This is a genomic window from Aeromonas sp. s8, from assembly GCF_040907785.1.
GTDB lineage: Bacteria > Pseudomonadota > Gammaproteobacteria > Enterobacterales > Aeromonadaceae > Aeromonas > Aeromonas veronii.
On sequence record NZ_JBFOCL010000017.1, the window covers coordinates 44,539 to 62,044 of the forward strand.

Below are 17,506 nucleotides of genomic sequence, written 5' to 3' on the forward strand. Positions count from 1 at the left end.
ATGTGGAAGAACGATGTTAATCCCTCATTGGCCAGAGAAGCGTGAACCGTCCCCCAGAGTAGGAAAGGGGGGGGGAGAAACAACAAGAGCACCCGCGGGTGCTCTTGTTTAGTAAAGATGCTGACTTGCCGCCTTGAGAGCGGGAGCTATGTTTAGCCGTGCTTGCGGCCGGAGAGGCGGCACCACTCCTCCTTGACGGCGGTCGGGTCCATCTCGAACCACTGGCCGTAGATGGTCTCCAGCTCCGGCGCCTGGCTCTCCAGCACGCCGGAGAGGGCCATCAGGCTGCCCGGCTTGCCGTGGCCGGCGATAAGTGGAGCCAGTTCGCGCAGCGGGCCGGCCAGGATGTTGGCGACCACCACGTCCGCTTCGACATCTTGCGGCTGGTCGGCTGGCAGATAGAGCTCAATCTGGTCGGCGACGCCGTTGCGCGCGGCGTTGTCGCGACTGGCCTGAATCGCCTGCGGGTCGATGTCGATGCCGATGACGCGGGCAGCACCCAGTTTCAGGGCGGCGATGCCGAGAATGCCGGAGCCGCAACCAAAGTCGACCACGGTTTTACCGGTCAGATCGAGGCCGTCCAGCCATTGCAGGCAGAGAGCTGTGGTGGGGTGGGTACCGGTACCGAAGGCCAGACCCGGGTCCAGCATGACGTTGACCGCATCGGGGTTTGGCACGTCGCGCCAGCTCGGGCAGATCCAGAGCCGCTCGCCGAACTGCATGGGGTGGAAGTGATCCATCCACTCGCGCACCCAGTCCTTGTCCTCCAGCTGCTCCACCTTGTAGCCCACGTCTTCACCGAAGATCTGCTGGAAGAAGGCGATGGTGGGGGCCGGATCGGTTTCGGCGTCAAACAGCCCCATCACTTCGGTCTCGCCCCACAGCGGGGTTTCGCCCGGCATGGGTTCATAGACGGGCACATCCTTGGCATCCATAAAGGTCACCGCCTGGGCACCACGCCCCAGCAGCATGTTGCTCACCTTGTCTGCGGTCTTGGCAGTGGCGTTGATTCGAATTTGTATCCAGGGCATGGCGTCGACTCTTCATAAATGTGAAACCGCGAGATTCTACCATCATGGGGAAGTGCTGTCGTGGTTTGCCCATGACGTGGAGGGATACGGGGGTTTTTGCCGGATTGGCACGGTTCCTGTATTGCTCTATGCAGGCGAAGACGACCGGTTTTCGCTGAACGCTTTGCTCAAGTTCCGTCATCTTTCACTGCCACCCTCGGGTGGCATTTTTTTATCTGCACTTCTTTGCTTGGTAAACAGTCTGCCAGACAAAAAAAGAGCAAGGTCGAAACCTTGCTCAAGGATGGGTTGACGCCGTTTTGGCGCATTCATGCTGCTGTTGGCACGCCAGATGCAAAGACTAATATGTCCTGCATAAGGATATGTGTGTGATTGTTACCCCAATGTTCAGGTATTCAGGCCATTTCTCGCGAAATGGCCTCTTTTTTGGCTGATTGTCGGATGTTGGTCTGCCACAGGCTGTCATGAGTGCCGCTGATTGTGCCCGTTTGGGGCATCTCCTTTGTGAACTTATCCCATCATGGTGCGTTGGAGGGCTTAGTTGGCAAAGCCGCTCATGTCGATCACCAGCTTGCCAACCATACGGCCCGCTTCCACCTCGGCATGGGCCTGAGCCAGCGTGATCGGGGTCAGTGACGAGATGGTTCTGGTCAGGGTGGTCTGCAATACCCCTTCATCGACCAGTGCCGCCACCCGGCCGAGCAGGCGGTGCTGTTCGATCATGTCCGGCGTCTGGAACAGGGAGCGGGTGAACATGAACTCCTGGCTGAAGGTGACGCTCTTGCTCTTGAGCAGGGAGAGATCCCACGGCTCGCTCGATTCGGCAATGGTGCAGATATGGCCAAACGGGCGGATCAGCCCTGCCATGGTGGCCCAGTGCTCGGCGGTGGCGTTGGTGCAGAAGATGGCATCGACCTGGGTGATGCCAAGGACGGTCAGCTCCTCCTGCAACTTGTGGTGGTTTACGACCTGATGGGCGCCCATCTCGAGGCACCACTCACGGCTCTCGGGGCGGGAGGCGGTCGCAATCACCTCCATGCCGGTGAGCTGGCGGGCCAGCTGGATGGCGATGGAGCCCACGCCACCGGCGCCGCCGATGATCAGCAGTTTGCCACGGCTTTCGCGGGTAAGAGCGAAGCGCTCGAACAGGGTCTCCCAGGCGGTGATGGCGGTGAGCGGCAGGGCGGCGGCCTCCACATCGCTCAAGGTGGTGGGGGCGATCGCGGCGATACGCTCATCCACCAGTTGCAGGGCGCTGTTGCTACCCGGGCGGCTGATGTCGCCGGCATACCAGACCCGGTCGCCCGCCTTGAACAGGGTGACTTCGCTGCCGGTGGCGATCACTTCCCCCACCGCATCCCAACCCAGTACCCGGGGCGAGCTTTCAATTTTGGCCTTGGGGGAGCGCACCTTGGTATCTACCGGATTGACGGAGGTGGCGGTGACCCGCACCAGCAGATCCCGCGGGCCCGGAACCGGATCGGGCAGGTTGGCGGCGATGAAGCAGTCGGGGTGGTCGCTTGGCAGATAGTGAGTCAGGGCAATGGCTTTCATGGTTTTTCCTTTCAAATCGCTGTGTTCGGGATTGCCACTCACTCTAGTCTGGTTGATTATCAAGATTAAGATGGGTAATCGGTAAAGACTGTTTGAATATATGAACAATGTCGATCTGGAGTTGATGGGACTGTTTGCCACCGTGGTGGAGCAGGGAAGCTTTACCCGGGCCGCCGAGCTGCTTGGTATGCCCAAGTCATCGGTGAGCCAGAAGATCTCGCGGCTCGAATCCCAGCTCGGGGTGCGGCTGTTGCAGCGTACCACTCGCAGGTTGAGCCTGACCCCGCAGGGGGAGCTCTATGTGGAGCACTGTCAGGGGCTGCTGGCACTGGCCCGCAGCGCCAATCTGGCGATGGCACGGCTGCGCTCGGCCCCGGCGGGGCGGGTGCGGATCACTGCCCCCGAGGCGACCGGCACCCTGCTGCTTGGCCGGATCCTCGCCGAGTTTCGCGCTCTCTATCCCGAAGTGGTGCTGGAGTTGACCCTGAGCGACGATCAGCTCGATCTGGTGGGGGAGGGTTACGATCTGGCGCTGCGGGCGGCGCCGCTGAAAGACTCCAGCCTCATCTGTCGGCGTATCGGTCAGGTGGCGCGTCATCTGGTGGCAGCGCCCGCCTATCTGGCGGCCCACGGCATGCCACAACAGTTGAGCGAGCTGGGCCGTTATGCCTGTCTGGTGCACTCGGCCATGCCGGTGTGGCCATTGCAGGAGGGCGGCTGGCGGCCGCAGGGGGCCTGTGTCAGCAACAGCTTGCTGGCGCTGCGGGAGATGGCGCTCCATGACGGGGGGATTGCCCTGTTGCCCCACCATGTCTGTGAAGGGGATTTGGCGGCGGGGCGGCTGCAGAAGGTGTTGCCGGATCAGCCCATTCCGGCCAACCCGTTTTACCTTATCTATCCGAGTCGGGAGCATCTGGCTCCCGCCCTGCGCACCCTGATGGATTTCGTGGCCGAGCGGTTGCCGTTCGCCTGAGTTACCAACTGCTCTGGCTGGCCGACTCCTGATTGGGTTTGAGGCCAAGGGGGACCGACTGGCGCTCCGCCAGCATGCGGATCTGCCCTTCAATCAGGCTGGCGCTGGGGCCCAGCACCAGCACCAGCTGGTGGTCGTTGAGCTGGATCCAGGAGAGGCAGCCGAGGCCCAGCAGGCGAGATTCATCCACCAGTGAAATATCGCGCACCCGCAGGCTGAGGCGGGTGATACAGACACTCATCGCCACCAGATTGTCCATCCCGCCCAGCACCTTGAGGTACTGGATCGCCAGCATCTGCGGGTCGGAGGGGGCAACACTGGCAAGGCGCGGATGCTCCACCGCGATGGGCTTGCTCGGCATGCTGAGGGGGGCACGCTCCAGCAGCTGATAGAACAGCAGGGTGTAGGCAACGAAGAACAGGATACCGACCGGAATGAGCCAGAAGCTGTGCTCCCCTGCCTGATAGCTCAGCACCAGATCCAGCAGACCGGCGGAGAAGTAACTGCCCACCTTGATCCCCAGCCCGCTACAGACAGCGAGCGATAGCCCGGTCAACAGGGCGTGGGCGAGAAACAGCCAGGGGGCGGTAAAGGCGAACAGAAATTCGATAGGCTCTGTGATCCCCACCAGTGCCGAGGTGAGCGCCAGGGTGAGCAGCAGCCCGCCCTGTGGCAGCCGCTGCATCCGCTGGCGGTGTAGCCAGATGGCAAAACAGGCGCCCGGCAGGCCGAACATGATGATGGGGTAGAGACCGGCCACATACCCTTCATGAAGGGGTTGGGCGGTGGCCAGCGCCTGCAGGTTGCTCTCGCCAAGGCCGATGACGCTGCCCAATACCTGATGCAGCCCGAGCGGGATCAGCAGTCGGTTGAGAGTGCCGTAGCAAAAGGCGCCAAACGGCGTGGTGAGCAGCTCGGAGGTGAGCAGGGTCAGCCCGCGCTCCAGCGGCGGCCACAGCAGCGAGAGGGGGATGGCGATCAGCAGGCAGGCCAAGGCCGACACCAGCAGGCTGGGAAACTCCCCCCTGGCGATCTGCAGCCAGCGGGGCAGGGTTTGCTGGTGTACCCAAGGGTAGATGATGGCGGTGGTGAGCCCCGCCAGCAGGCCGCAGATCATGTCGGCGTGCAGGTTGGGGGCCAGCGTATTGAAGGCGGTGCTGAGCAGCAGGAAGTTGACTGCCCCCGCCAGCGTCTGCCCGCCCAGCTCTTGCCGACTCAGGCCAAAGGCGATCGCCACCGCATAGATAAGCGGCATCTGGCTGAAGATCGCCTGACCGGTGAGGGAGAGCACCGCCAAATCGAGCACGTCGGGTTGCCCAAGCCGGTATATCAGCGCCGCCATCGGCAGGATGGAGACGGGCAGCAGCAGGGCATAGCCAAGCCGCTGCAGGGCTTGAGTAACGACTTGTCGAGTGGCTTTAACGGGCATACAGCGGCTACGTTCTGTGACTTGGCGCACAGTTTAACCGGAAAACACCTATTTGGGGATAGTTTTGGAACCCCTAATTTATATTTTTATTATTTCTGCCCGAAAAGCTCGCGTACTTCCCGCGAGGGCGGTGCCGTCAGCAGGCTGACCGTGATAAAGACCACCAGCGCCAGCGTGAGGCTTGGCACGATGGCGTGCAGGCCAGCCAGCTTGATCCCCCACTGACTGAGTACCCCATAGCTGACGATGCCGCTGACCATGCTGGCCAGCGCGCCCGGGCCGTTGGCCCGCGACCAGTAGAGGCCGAGCACCAGCGGCCAGAGGAACACCGCCTGCAGACCGCCAAAGGCGAGCAGGTTGAGCCAGATGATCATCTCGGGGGGCTGCAACGCCGCCAGCAGCACCAGAGTGCCGAGGATCAGGGTGCAGAGCAGGGAGAGGCGGGGGATGCGCACCTCCAGCTTCTCCTGCTTTGGACTCAGATAGTTGAGATAGAGATCCTTCACCAGAGTGGCGGAAGCCTGGATCAGCTGGGAGTCGATGGTGGACATGATGGCCGCCATCGGCGCCGCCAGAAAGACCCCGGCCAGCCAGGGGGGCAGCACTTCCATCATCAGGGAGGGCATGATCTTGTCCGGGCTGTCCATGCCCGGCAGGATGGCGCGGCCGAGGGCGCCCGCCAGATGCATGCCGAACATCAGCAGGGCGCTGACCACGGTGCCGATCAGAATGCCACGATGGAGCGCCTTGCTGTCGCGATAGCCAAAACAGCGCAATGCCGAGTGGGGCAACCCCACCACCCCGACACAGACCAGGATCCAGAAGCTCAGCATAAAGGGCTGGGTCAACATGTCGCCGGCCCCTTGCGGGCTTACCAGCTTGGGATCGATCTCCCTGAGCTGGTGGATAAGGTTCGGTAGGCCGTCACCGGCAATCAAAATCCCCGCCAGCAAGGCGCCGGTGCCGATCAGCATGATGATCCCCTGCAGGGCATCGGTCATCACCACGGCGCGGAAGCCGCCGATGATGGTGTAGAGCAGTACGCAGCTGGCAAACAGCATCAAGCCCTGCTGGTAGGAGAGGCCGGTGGCGGTCTCCAGCAGGCGAGCGCCGCCGATAAACTGCACCACCATGGTCGCGATAAAGGCGAGGATGATAGTAATGGAGCCGAGGATCACCACCGCCTTGCTCTGGTAGCGGGCCCACAGCATGTCGTTGATGGTCACCGCATTGACCCGGCGGGCGATGATGGCGAACTTCTTGCCAAGCACCCCCAGAGTGAGCCAGACGGTGGGCAGCTGGATCATCGCCAGCAACACCCAGCCCAGACCGATCTTGTAGGCCGCGCCCGGTCCGCCGATAAAGGAGGAGGCCGAGGTGTAGGTGGCCACTAGCGTCATCGCCAGCACCAGCCCGCCCATGCTGCGGTTGCCGATGAAGTACTCCTGCACGAAGTTGCCTTCTGCGCGATGGCGGCTGGCCCAGAAACCCACCCCCAGCACCAGCACCAGATAGATGACGAGCGGCAGCATCAACTCAAGATTCATGGGATGACTCCTTGCCGGAAGGGGAGTGGGTATCGAGGGGGATCTCCACAAACAGCCGGTTTACCATCAGGGCGCAGAGCAGAATGAACAGCAGCGGCATCACCATGCAGCTGAGCAGGAACCACAACGGCAGCCCCCACAACTCCAGCTGGAGCGGGATAAAATAGGCGGTGCCATACCAGGCAAAGAAGTAGAGCAGGGTCAGCAGCAGGCAGAAAGCTGCTTCCCGGCGGGCGAGAGCAAAACGGTTCACCTTGGCCTCCGACAAATTTGAGGGGCGCAAGGATAACAAAAAAGGGCCATGTCGCCATTAATGTTGAGCCCTTAGGAGGTCATGAACTGATTTATCTGATGTGAAAAAATCTGAAACCAATAGATTGCTTTCAGATTTTAATATTTTTCACAGGGGCGTTAAATGTGGCTCAGGTTGAGTCATCAGGGCAATTACATTGCAGTCACCCATTGTTCTGTTCAGCAAAGAAAAGGGGGCTCGGAGCCCTAATGCCAGTCAGTTAAGCACTTTTATGACTAAATATTCGAGATATTGAATATAAAAAGTAACTCCATGATTAAAGAGTCAATTTGGCTCCAACCCTTGCCCTGACTGGCATGCAATAAAAAGAGGGAGGCATCATGCCTCCCTCACTCGTTAGCCCTTATACCACGCGGGTTGGGACTCAAATTCTCTTAACTGACTTGCATTAGGCTCGGAGCCCCCCAGTTAGATGCGATGGCGATCTACTCAGGCTTGCAGCCAGCTTTCGATACTGCGCTGGATGCCTGCATCGTCCAGACCGAGCAGGGCATAGATCTCCTGCTGGGTGCCCTGTTCGACAAAGCGATCCGGCAGGCCGAGGTTGAGCACCGGCTTGCACTGTTTGCTGCGCATCAGCAGTTCGTTCACCGCCGAACCGGCGCCGCCCATGATGGCGTTGTCTTCGATGGTGACGAAGTGATCGTGGCTGGCCGCCAGCGACAGCACCAGCGCCTCATCCATCGGTTTGACAAAGCGCATGTCCACTAGGGTGGCATCCAGTGCTTCGGCGGCCGCTTTCGCGTGGTGCAGCAAGGTGCCAAACGCCAGAATGGCAGTGCCCTTGCCCTCTCGCAGGATACGTCCCTTGCCAAGCGCCAGTGTCTGCATCTCTGACGAGATGGGCGCATCGCTCAGGCTGCTGCCGCGCGGGTAACGCACAGCGACAGGGCCCTGATGGAGATAGCCGGTATAGAGCATCTGACGGCACTCATTCTCATCAGATGGCGTCATCACCACCATGTTGGGCACGGTGCGCAGGAAGCTGATGTCGAACGCCCCCTGATGGGTCGGGCCGTCGGCGCCCACCAGACCGGCCCGGTCGATGGCGAACAGCACCGGCAGATCTTGCAGCGCCACATCGTGGATCACCTGATCGTAGGCGCGCTGCAGGAAGCTCGAATAGATGGCGACCACCGGCTTCTTGTCGGCGATGGCGAGGCCGGCAGCGAACGTGACTGCATGCTGTTCGGCAATGGCCACATCGAAGTAGCGATCCGGATATTGCTGGCTGAATTTCACCAGCCCGGAGCCTTCGCGCATGGCGGGGGTGATGCCGACCAGCTTCTCGTCTTTGGCTGCCATATCGCACAGCCACTGGCCGAAGATAGCGGAGAAGGTGGGCTTGGCGCCACTTGCCTTGGGCAGGGAGCAATCGTCAGGATTGAACTTGGGCACAGCGTGATAACCGATGGGGTCTTTCTCCGCCGGCTCGTAGCCCTTGCCCTTCTTGGTTTTGACGTGCAGCAGCTGCGGGCCCTTGAGGTTGCGCATGTTGCGCAGGGTCTCGACCAGCGCCTCGATATCGTGACCGTCGATGGGGCCGATATAGTTGAAGCCGAACTCCTCGAACAGGGTGCCGGGCACCACCATCCCCTTGAGGTGCTCTTCGGCCCGCTTGGCCAGCTCCTTGACCGGTGGCAAACCCGCCAGCACCTTCTTGCCGCCTTCGCGGATGGTGGTGTAGAGCTTGCCGGACATGACCCGGGCCAGATGGTTGTTCAGCGCCCCGACATTCTCGGAGATGGACATCTCGTTGTCGTTGAGGATCACCAGCATGTCTTTATGGACATCGCCGGCGTGGTTGAGCGCTTCGAAGGCCATCCCTGCGGTAATGGCACCGTCACCGATCACTGCAACGACCTTGCGACCCAGCCCTTCGCTCTCGGCGGCGACCGCCATGCCAAGGGCGGCACCGATGGAGGTGCTGGAGTGGCCGACGGAGAGCACGTCGTACTCGCTCTCGCCACGCCAGGGGAAGGGGTGCAGACCGTCTTTCTGCCGGATGGTGTGGATCTGATCTCGGCGCCCGGTCAGGATCTTGTGGGGATAGGCCTGATGGCCCACGTCCCAGATCAACCGATCGAACGGGGTGTTGTAGACGTAATGCAGGGCCACGGTCAGTTCGACCGTACCGAGACCGGAGGCAAAGTGTCCGCTGGAGCGGCTGACAGAGCGCAGCAGATATTCGCGCAGCTCGTTGCACAGCACCGGCAGCCGATCTTTGGGCAAGGAACGCAGCTCGACCGGAGTGTCCGCGAGGGCCAGGTTGGGGAAATTGCTAATATCAACGCTCATATTGTTACTGTTATCCAGCGTTTAGTGGGTTCGCTCGATGATGTAATCGGCAAACGCTTCCAGAATGTCGGTATTGTAGGGCAAGGATTGCAGGGCTGTTAAGGCTTTCCCATGCAGTTCGCGAGCCAGCTCACGGGCATTTTCGAGTCCGAGCAGGGCCGGATAGGTACTTTTCTCCAGCGCCAGGTCAGAACCTTGCGGCTTGCCCAGGGTGGCGGTATCACCTGTGATGTCGAGGATATCATCCTGCACCTGAAAGGCGAGGCCAATCGCGGCGGCGTAGGTTTGCAGGGCAGCCAGCGTGGCGTCATCGACATCGGCTTTGCACAGGGCGCCGAGCGCCACGGCACATTCAATCAGCGCACCGGTCTTGTGGCGGTGTACCTGCTCCAGTTCGGCAAGCGTGATCTGGCGCCCTTCAGCCTGCAGATCCAGCGCCTGGCCGCCACACATACCGAGATAGCCGGAGGCGCGGGCGAGGGTACTCAGCATTCGCACCCGGTTGGCCATCAAGGTATCGGGCATGGGGTGATCGGCGAGAATGGAGAACGCCAGGGTCTGCAGCGCATCACCGGCCAGAATGGCGGTTCCTTCGTCAAACGCCTTGTGAACGGTTGGCTGACCACGACGCAGGTCGTCGTTATCCATGGCGGGCAGGTCATCGTGCAGCAGGGAGTAGGCGTGGATGCACTCCACGGCAGCCGCGGGGCCATCCAGCAGTTCGCTTTTGACGCCCAGCATCTCGCCGACTGCATAGACCAGAAACGGGCGAACCCGCTTGCCGCCCAGCAGCAGGCCATAACTCATGGCATCGCGCAGGCGTGGCGCGATGGCGGGCAAGGATTCAAGTTGTGCTGACAGACAGTCGTCAATACGCTGACGATGCAGACGGGAAAAATGGTCCAGCGCCACTCACTCCTCTCCTTGTTCTGGCTGGAAGGGGGCGAGCTGGTCACTGCCATCGGCTTGACTGAGCAGGATCTGGATCTTCTGTTCGGCCAGTTCCAGCTTCTGCTGACCGGCCCGAACCAGATGAACGCCCTGCTCGAACTGCTTGAGTGCCTCTTCCAGGGGTAGGGAACCTTCTTCCAGCTGATGAACGATGGTTTCCAGCTCTTCCAGAGTGGCATCAAAACTCAGACGGTCGATTTTTTTACTGGCCATGTCCATCCTCGGGGATTGAAAAAAACGGCTTATATTAACATCGACCGTCCACAGGGGGGAGGCAGAAAAGCATTGCCCCCTCAAACTCTCGCTAAACTGGCCGATAATGAGCCATTATTCTCAGTGGATGCATGCTTGCCGCTAGGGTCGCAATAGCAGAAAATTCAACAAACTATAATTAGGCATAAGAACCGGTGACAGGAGTAGGGACGTGGATCTAGGCAGTCTGATAGGGATAGTGCTGGGTTTCGGGGTGGTAGGATACGCCATGGTTCTTGGCGGTGGCTTGGGCATGTTTGTCGATGTTCCATCCATTCTGATCACTTTTATGGGGTCAATCTTCATCGGAATGATGAAATTTAACTTGGGTCAGTTTTTTCTCGCTTTCAAGGTTGCAGGGAAAGCGTTTATGTATAAAAGCGATAAGCTCGATGATCTGATCCTCAAGTCTGTCGAGTTGGCTGATGCTGCCCGCAAAGGGGGGTTTCTGGCGTTGGAAGCGGCAGAAATCCCCAATCCTTTTATGAAAAAGGGCATTGATATGTTGGTGGATGGTCACGATGCCGAAGTGGTACGTGCTGTGATGGAAAAGGATATCGATCTAACCGAGGAACGGCACACTAATGCGATCAAGGTGTTCAGAGCTCTCGGAGATTTGGGCCCTGCCATGGGGATGATTGGTACTCTAGTGGGATTGGTAGCCATGTTGTCAAATATGAGTGACCCCAAGTCGATCGGTCCGGCGATGGCGGTAGCCTTGCTGACGACCTTGTATGGTGCGATTTTGGCGAACATGTTTGCCATACCGATTGCAGACAAGCTGGATCTGCGTAATGCCGAAGAACGTCTTAGTCGTTCGCTTATTCTGGATGCCATTATGGGGATTCAGGATGGACAAAACCCTCGTATCATTGAGTCGTTGCTCAAGAATTATTTGCATCAATCCAAACGCGGGCAAGCGGCGGAGTAGCATATCAAATGGCTAAATGTAAGTGTCCGCCCCCCGGTCTTCCTGCCTATATGGGTACCTTTGCCGACCTGATGTCGCTGCTGATGTGTTTCTTCGTGCTGCTACTCTCTTTTGCCGAGATGGACGTCCTCAAGTTCAAGCAGATCGCCGGTTCAATGAAATATGCGTTCGGGGTTCAGAATATCCTCGAGGTGAAAGATATTCCCAAGGGAACCTCGGTGATTGCCCAAGAGTTCAGGCCGGGTCGCCCTGAGCCCACGCCGATTGATACCGTGATGCAGCAGACCATCGATATGACTCAGACCGAACTGGAGTTTCTGCCCGGTGAGGCGGATCAGGCCGGTGGTCAGGACAAGAGTGATGGCAAACAGACGGGGGGCGATACCGCGCAGGATGCGAAGAAGGCACAAGAACAATCCAATACCCTGGCCAAAGCCCTCGCCGAGCAGATGAAAGATCAGATCCAGGACGGTGCCATCGAAATTGAGGCGCTGGGCCAGCAGATCATCATCCGGATCAGGGAAAAAGCGTCGTTCCCGGCCGGTTCGGCATTTCTGCAACCCCAGTTCTGGCCGGTCATTCGCAAGGTCGCGACCCTGCTCAAGGATGTGCCGGGTGAAATCACCATCTCCGGTCACACCGACAACGTGGCGACCGAAGATGAGCTGTTCCAGTCCAACTGGGAGTTGTCGTCGCAACGGGCGGTGGCGGTGGCGCACCAGATGCTGAAGGTCCCCGGTTTTGATCAGGGGCGACTGGTGGTGCAGGGGATGGCGGACTCCCAACCATTGGTGCCCAATACCACCCCGGAAAATCGTCGGATGAACCGGCGGGTGGAGATCGCCATCATGCAGGGCAAACCGACCGTTTCGGCCCCCATTTCCGTACCGGAAGGGAAGTAAGCGAGGGTAATATCGATGACGCAAGTGGGATCTGCATCAGGGGGCTGACGTGGATTTTGTGTTGGCTTCATATTAAGATGCCTCATCCGAACCGATTGCTGCGGCCTCCTTGCAGATGGCCGCAGTTTCTATTTTCAAGCAACCCAGGTTTCGACTATGAATCATACTCCGATGACTGTTCGCGGCGCTGAGAAGCTGCGCGAAGAGCTCGATTATCTCAAGACCGAGCTTCGTCCCCAGATTATCGAAGCGATTGCCGATGCCCGTGAGCACGGCGATCTGAAGGAAAATGCCGAATACCATGCCGCTCGCGAGCAGCAGGGGTTCTGTGAAGGCCGCATTCAGGAGATTGAAGCCAAGCTCTCCAATGCGCAGGTGATCGATGTCACCAAGATGACCAACAACGGCCGCGTTATTTTTGGCGCGACGGTGACTCTGCTCAAGAGCGAGACAGAGGAAGAGGTGGTTTACCGCATCGTGGGTGACGATGAGGCTGATATCAAACAGAACCTCATCTCTGTCAACTCCCCCATTGCTCGCGCCCTGATTGGCAAGGAAGTGGACGATGTCGCAATCGTCAAGACACCTGCTGGCGATGTGGAATACGAAGTGCTGGAAGTCGCTTATATCTAAGCGAATGCTACAGACGATGAAACAGGGGGGCTGGCGCTCCCCTGTTTGTCTTTATCTATATGATTATTGATAAAAATCAGGACAGATACGCCTCGGTAAAGGCGTCCTGATGACGCTGAAACAACCAATGGCGCAGCCGTTCGATGTTGCTCTCGCTCATTTGAAAGCTCAGTGCCCAAGTGGCATGGTCGGCATTGGCTTTGATGCGCCTTACCAGTCGTCCCTGCAGTGGAAGAGGGGCCTCTTGCTCGATGCAGAGCTCGCCGTTGATGGGGGTATCGGCCACCATGTCGATTGGCAAATTTTCCACGATGAGGCCGTTGAGGGAGAGGCTGAGTACCTGAAACAGGCCCAGCTCGCTGCATAGCTTGGCTTTTTGGGTGAGACGCCAGGCGCGCGGTTGCGCAAATCCCAACTCCCTGATGACCGGTGCAGATAACCGGGGCTCGACGAAGCCATCTTCCCCTTGGGTAAAGCTCAGGGGAAAACGCAGCTGATGGCCTGCGAAGCGGGCTTCGAGTACAAGGTGTTCGGCTTTTTGCAGCAAGCCAAGCATGGGGGCATCGAGGTGACCACTCAGAACATGGGTGTCCTGATTGCTCCCCAAGTCCCGCAGCATGGCCAGCTCATCGTCGGTCAGAATAGGATGGTGAGCCATAATGCGTGTCCGGAAGTATTCATCGCAGGTTAAGGGCTTTGCGACTACTTTGGCAAGCGACTCGGGAAGAAGTGGAATAAGGAAAGAGCGATGCTCTTTCCTTTTACTTGCGGGGCAGCTGGATTTTGGGTTCGTTGGCCTGACGATAGATGGTCAGCACATGACCCATGCTTTGCACCTTGATTGAACCGGTTTCACGGACGATAGCATCCATAACCAGTTGTTTCATTTCGCGATCTTCAGAGGCAACCTTAACCTTGATCAGCTCGTGATGGTTCAGTGCCAGATCGATCTCGGCCAGTACACCTTCGGTCAGACCATGCTGACCCAGCAGGACGACAGGCTTGAGGCTATGGGCAAGGCCCTTGAGGTACTGTTTCTGTTTATTGTTGAGAATCATCGCAATTTCTTCATAAGTCAGGGTTGAAAGGGGCGTATTCTACCCCCACTTAGCCCTTAATACTAATAACCCTTGTGGTTTTTTAAAGTCGATTATCATGACCCAGAAAAAACGTTCCCCCAGTTCAACTCGCTGGTTAAAAGAACATTTCGACGATCAATACGTCAAAAAAGCCCAGAAAATGGGCCTGCGTTCTCGTGCTGTTTTCAAGATTGACGAGATCCAGGGCAAGGATCGCTTGCTGAAACATGGCATGACCGTAGTGGATTTGGGAGCAGCCCCCGGTGGTTGGTCCCAGTTCGCGGTTGAACAGGTTGGTGATTCGGGTCGCGTCATCGCATGTGACATTTTGCCGATGGATCCCATTGCTGGTGTCGATTTCCTGCAAGGGGACTTTCGGGAGGAAACTGTACTCGGCGCCTTGCTGGAGCGAGTGGGCCCCGACAAGGTCGATGTCGTGATGTCTGATATGGCGCCCAACATGAGCGGTACCCAGCAGGTGGATCAGGCTCGCGCCATGTATCTGGTCGAGCTGGCGCTCGACATGTGCAATCAGGTATTGCGTAGTGACGGCAGTTTCGTAGTGAAGGTGTTTCAGGGAGAGGGCTTTGATGCCTATCTCAATGAAATTCGTAAACTTTTCTCCGCTGTCAAAATTCGTAAACCAGACTCATCCCGCGCCAGATCACGGGAAGTCTACATTGTGGCTACCGGTTTTAAACTGTAGTACCCTAACCTTCATCGTTAACTGTCAGTCTGCGAGGTTACTGATTTGAGTGACATGGCGAAAAACTTAATCCTGTGGCTGGTCATCGCCGTCGTTTTGATGTCGGTGTTCAATAGCTTCAGCCCCAGCGATACCACCAGTCGCCAGCTGGACTATTCCAGCTTCGTTAAAGAGGTGACCCAAGAGCAGATCCGTGAAGTGCGGATGGACGGTAAGGTCATTAATGGCGTCAAGCGTACTGGTGAACGATTCACCACCATCATCCCTGCGCCGGATCCCCAGCTGCTCAACGACATGCTCAATCACAATGTCAAAGTGATGGGCGAGAAGCCGGAAGAGCCGTCTCTGTTGACCTCTATCTTCATCTCCTGGTTCCCGATGCTGCTGCTGATCGGTGTCTGGGTCTTCTTCATGCGTCAGATGCAGGGCGGCGGTGGCAAAGGTGCCATGTCGTTCGGCAAGAGCAAGGCTCGCCTGATGAGCGAAGATCAGATCAAGACTACCTTTGCTGACGTTGCAGGTTGTGATGAAGCCAAGGAAGAGGTGAAGGAGCTGGTCGACTATCTGCGCGACCCGAGCAAATTCCAGAAACTGGGTGGCAAGATCCCGACCGGTGTGCTGCTGGTTGGTCCTCCCGGTACCGGTAAGACCTTGCTGGCCAAGGCCATTGCGGGCGAGGCCAAGGTGCCGTTCTTCACCATCTCTGGTTCCGATTTCGTGGAGATGTTCGTCGGTGTCGGTGCCTCCCGGGTGCGTGACATGTTCGAACAGGCCAAGAAATCCTCCCCCTGCATCATATTCATCGATGAAATTGATGCGGTCGGTCGCCAGCGTGGCGCCGGTCTGGGTGGTGGTCACGATGAACGTGAGCAAACTCTTAACCAGATGCTGGTCGAGATGGATGGCTTTGAAGGCAATGAAGGTATCATCGTCATTGCTGCCACCAACCGTCCTGACGTACTGGATCCGGCACTGCTGCGTCCGGGCCGTTTCGACCGTCAGGTTGTGGTCGGTCTGCCTGATGTCCGTGGGCGCGAGCAGATCCTGAAAGTGCACATGCGCAAAGTTCCGCTGGCGGATGACGTCAATCCGGCGCTGATTGCCCGTGGTACACCCGGTTTCTCCGGTGCGGATTTGGCCAACCTGGTCAACGAAGCTGCCCTCTTCTCTGCCCGTGAGAGCCGCCGAGTGGTCTCCATGGCCGAGTTCGAGAAGGCCAAGGACAAGATCATGATGGGTGCGGAACGCCGCTCCATGGTGATGAAAGAGTCCGAGAAAGAGATGACTGCGTATCACGAAGCTGGCCACGCCATCATTGGTCGTCTGGTGCCGGATCATGACCCGGTTTACAAGGTCTCCATCATTCCGCGCGGTCGTGCGCTGGGTGTGACCATGTATCTGCCGGAGCAGGATCGCTGGAGCCACTCCAAGCAGCATCTGGAGTCGATGATCTCCAGCCTGTATGGCGGTCGCCTGGCAGAAGAGCTGATCTATGGTGCCGAGAAGGTATCGACTGGTGCATCCAACGATATCGAGCGTGCCACCGACATCGCCCGCAAGATGGTGACCCAGTGGGGTATGTCCGAGCGTCTCGGCCCGATGCTCTACGCGGAAGAAGATGGCGAGGTGTTCCTCGGTCGCAGCATGGCCAAGGCCAAGCATATGTCCGACGATACAGCTCGCGTGATCGATGCCGAGGTCAAGCAGGTCATCGACCGCAATTACGCCCGTTCCAAGCAGATCCTGCTGGATAACATGGACGTGTTGCACAGCATGAAAGATGCGCTGATGAAGTACGAGACCATTGACGCCAAACAGATCGATGATCTGATGGCCCGTCGCGAGGTACGTGCTCCGAGCAACTGGCATGACGAGCACGGTGATACCCCGCAAGGCGGTTCCACTGTGGCTGCCGAGGCCAAGCCTGCCGATGAGGCTGCACCGGTGGCGGATGTCACTATCGACAAAGCCAACGACGCTCCGGCCAAATAATCGTGACTATCCAAACCCCGGGCTTGCCCGGGGTTTTTCTTTATCAGATGGATGTGAAAATGCAGTTAACCAGCAAGGGGCTCAGCCTCTCCCTCGATCGTCCCCATGTGATGGGGATCCTCAATGTGACGCCCGACTCCTTCTCCGATGGCGGCCATTTCAACCAGTTTGAACGGGCAATGGCCCATGCGCGCCAGATGGTCTCTGACGGTGCGACCCTCATCGACATCGGTGGCGAGTCAACCCGCCCTGGTGCGCCCGATGTGAGCGAGCAGGAGGAGCTGGACAGGGTCATTCCTGTCGTGGAGCAGATGGTTCGTGAGCTGGATGTGATGATCTCCCTCGATACCTCCAAAGCGGCTGTGATGCGGGAGGGTTGCAAGGCGGGTGCCCATCTGATCAACGATGTGCGGGCACTGCAAGAACCTGGAGCACTGCAAGCCGCGGCCGAAGCTCGGGTTCCGGTCTGTCTGATGCATATGCAGGGGCAGCCGAGAACCATGCAGGTCGAGCCGCACTATGAGGACCTGATCGGGGAGGTTCGCGCCTTCTTTGATGAGCGTATTGCGGCTTGTCTGGCGGTCGGGATCCGTCGTGAAGAGCTGTTGCTGGATCCGGGATATGGCTTTGGCAAAACCCTTGCACACAACTATCAGCTGTTGGCGGCTCAAAAGGAACTGCTTGATTATGGCTTACCGCTATTGGTGGGGATGTCGCGAAAGTCTATGATAGGCAACCTGCTGGGCCGTCCGGTGGATGAGCGTCTGGCGGGCAGTCTGGCATGCGCCCTTATCGGCATGCAGCATGGGGCCCGCATCATCAGGGTACACGATGTACGGGAGACCATGGACGCATTGCGCGTCGGTTGGCTGGCAATGACGGGACAAGATTTTATTTCCAGATAATAAAGAGAAC

17 protein-coding genes are annotated in these 17,506 nt (G+C 58.3%); 7 read left to right on the forward strand and 10 right to left on the reverse strand.

Features of this window, described 5'->3' with window-relative positions; translation table 11 throughout:
- Nucleotides 1–152: 152 nt before the first annotated feature.
- Nucleotides 153–1,031 (reverse strand): 50S ribosomal protein L11 methyltransferase, encoded by an 879-nt coding sequence (gene prmA, locus AB5Y86_RS06075; protein ID WP_236563366.1) that lies wholly within the window; start codon nt 1,029–1,031, stop codon nt 153–155.
- A gap of 537 nt (nt 1,032–1,568) precedes the next feature.
- Entirely contained in the window at nt 1,569–2,585 is a 1,017-nt protein-coding gene (locus AB5Y86_RS06080) for a zinc-binding alcohol dehydrogenase family protein (RefSeq protein ID WP_263717004.1), read from the reverse strand.
- A gap of 100 nt (nt 2,586–2,685) precedes the next feature.
- Between AB5Y86_RS06080 and AB5Y86_RS06085 the strand changes: the two genes are divergently transcribed.
- Complete coding sequence (locus tag AB5Y86_RS06085) at nt 2,686–3,558, forward strand: LysR family transcriptional regulator (RefSeq protein WP_162504381.1); 873 nt, start codon at nt 2,686–2,688, stop codon at nt 3,556–3,558.
- 1 nt (nt 3,559) lies between these two features.
- Here AB5Y86_RS06085 and AB5Y86_RS06090 read toward each other — a convergent pair whose 3' ends face one another.
- The 6 genes from AB5Y86_RS06090 to xseB all read right to left on the reverse strand — a co-directional run bounded on the left by AB5Y86_RS06090 (nt 3,560) and on the right by xseB (nt 10,309).
- Nucleotides 3,560–4,987, reverse strand: coding sequence for a PTS transporter subunit EIIC (locus AB5Y86_RS06090; protein WP_042080616.1), 1,428 nt, complete (start codon nt 4,985–4,987; stop codon nt 3,560–3,562).
- A gap of 89 nt (nt 4,988–5,076) precedes the next feature.
- Entirely contained in the window at nt 5,077–6,534 is a 1,458-nt protein-coding gene (panF, locus tag AB5Y86_RS06095; RefSeq protein ID WP_101531276.1) for a sodium/pantothenate symporter, read from the reverse strand.
- On the reverse strand, nt 6,524–6,787 hold the full coding sequence (locus AB5Y86_RS06100) for a YhdT family protein (protein ID WP_005338912.1): 264 nt from the start codon (nt 6,785–6,787) through the stop codon (nt 6,524–6,526). Before AB5Y86_RS06100 ends, panF begins: the two co-directional genes overlap by 11 nt.
- 489 nt (nt 6,788–7,276) lie before the next feature.
- Complete coding sequence (dxs, locus tag AB5Y86_RS06105; RefSeq protein WP_368192406.1) at nt 7,277–9,145, reverse strand: 1-deoxy-D-xylulose-5-phosphate synthase; 1,869 nt, start codon at nt 9,143–9,145, stop codon at nt 7,277–7,279.
- Nucleotides 9,146–9,166: 21 nt separating this feature from the next.
- A complete protein-coding gene (ispA, locus tag AB5Y86_RS06110) occupies nt 9,167–10,057 on the reverse strand; it encodes a (2E,6E)-farnesyl diphosphate synthase (RefSeq protein WP_368192407.1) in 891 nt (296 codons plus the stop codon).
- Nucleotides 10,058–10,309, reverse strand: a complete 252-nt coding sequence (gene xseB, locus AB5Y86_RS06115; RefSeq protein ID WP_368192408.1) for an exodeoxyribonuclease VII small subunit — start codon at nt 10,307–10,309, stop codon at nt 10,058–10,060.
- Nucleotides 10,310–10,520: 211 nt separating this feature from the next.
- Here xseB and pomA point away from each other — a divergent pair, with 211 nt between their 5' ends.
- From pomA to greA, 3 genes are all read left to right on the forward strand, one after another.
- On the forward strand, nt 10,521–11,279 hold the full coding sequence (gene pomA, locus AB5Y86_RS06120) for a flagellar motor protein PomA (protein ID WP_201994663.1): 759 nt from the start codon (nt 10,521–10,523) through the stop codon (nt 11,277–11,279).
- An 8-nt stretch (nt 11,280–11,287) separates the two neighbouring features.
- Nucleotides 11,288–12,181, forward strand: a complete 894-nt coding sequence (locus AB5Y86_RS06125) for a flagellar motor protein MotB (protein ID WP_236563370.1) — start codon at nt 11,288–11,290, stop codon at nt 12,179–12,181.
- Between the two features lie 156 nt (nt 12,182–12,337).
- Complete coding sequence (greA, locus tag AB5Y86_RS06130) at nt 12,338–12,814, forward strand: transcription elongation factor GreA (protein ID WP_005343528.1); 477 nt, start codon at nt 12,338–12,340, stop codon at nt 12,812–12,814.
- Between the two features lie 76 nt (nt 12,815–12,890).
- Here greA and AB5Y86_RS06135 read toward each other — a convergent pair whose 3' ends face one another.
- Nucleotides 12,891–13,472, reverse strand: coding sequence for a hypothetical protein (locus AB5Y86_RS06135; RefSeq protein ID WP_005338831.1), 582 nt, complete (start codon nt 13,470–13,472; stop codon nt 12,891–12,893).
- A gap of 103 nt (nt 13,473–13,575) precedes the next feature.
- Complete coding sequence (gene yhbY, locus AB5Y86_RS06140) at nt 13,576–13,872, reverse strand: ribosome assembly RNA-binding protein YhbY (RefSeq protein ID WP_005338829.1); 297 nt, start codon at nt 13,870–13,872, stop codon at nt 13,576–13,578.
- A 97-nt stretch (nt 13,873–13,969) separates the two neighbouring features.
- On the opposite strand from yhbY, the gene rlmE reads away from it, so the two are divergent.
- Genes rlmE through folP form a run of 3 tightly spaced genes read left to right on the forward strand, consistent with a single transcriptional unit; the run spans nt 13,970 to nt 17,496 of the window.
- Nucleotides 13,970–14,599, forward strand: coding sequence for a 23S rRNA (uridine(2552)-2'-O)-methyltransferase RlmE (rlmE, locus tag AB5Y86_RS06145; RefSeq protein WP_005338828.1), 630 nt, complete (start codon nt 13,970–13,972; stop codon nt 14,597–14,599).
- Between the two features lie 45 nt (nt 14,600–14,644).
- Complete coding sequence (gene ftsH, locus AB5Y86_RS06150) at nt 14,645–16,591, forward strand: ATP-dependent zinc metalloprotease FtsH (protein WP_005343537.1); 1,947 nt, start codon at nt 14,645–14,647, stop codon at nt 16,589–16,591.
- 59 nt (nt 16,592–16,650) lie between these two features.
- Entirely contained in the window at nt 16,651–17,496 is an 846-nt protein-coding gene (folP, locus tag AB5Y86_RS06155) for a dihydropteroate synthase (RefSeq protein WP_368192409.1), read from the forward strand.
- Nucleotides 17,497–17,506: the final 10 nt, after the last annotated feature.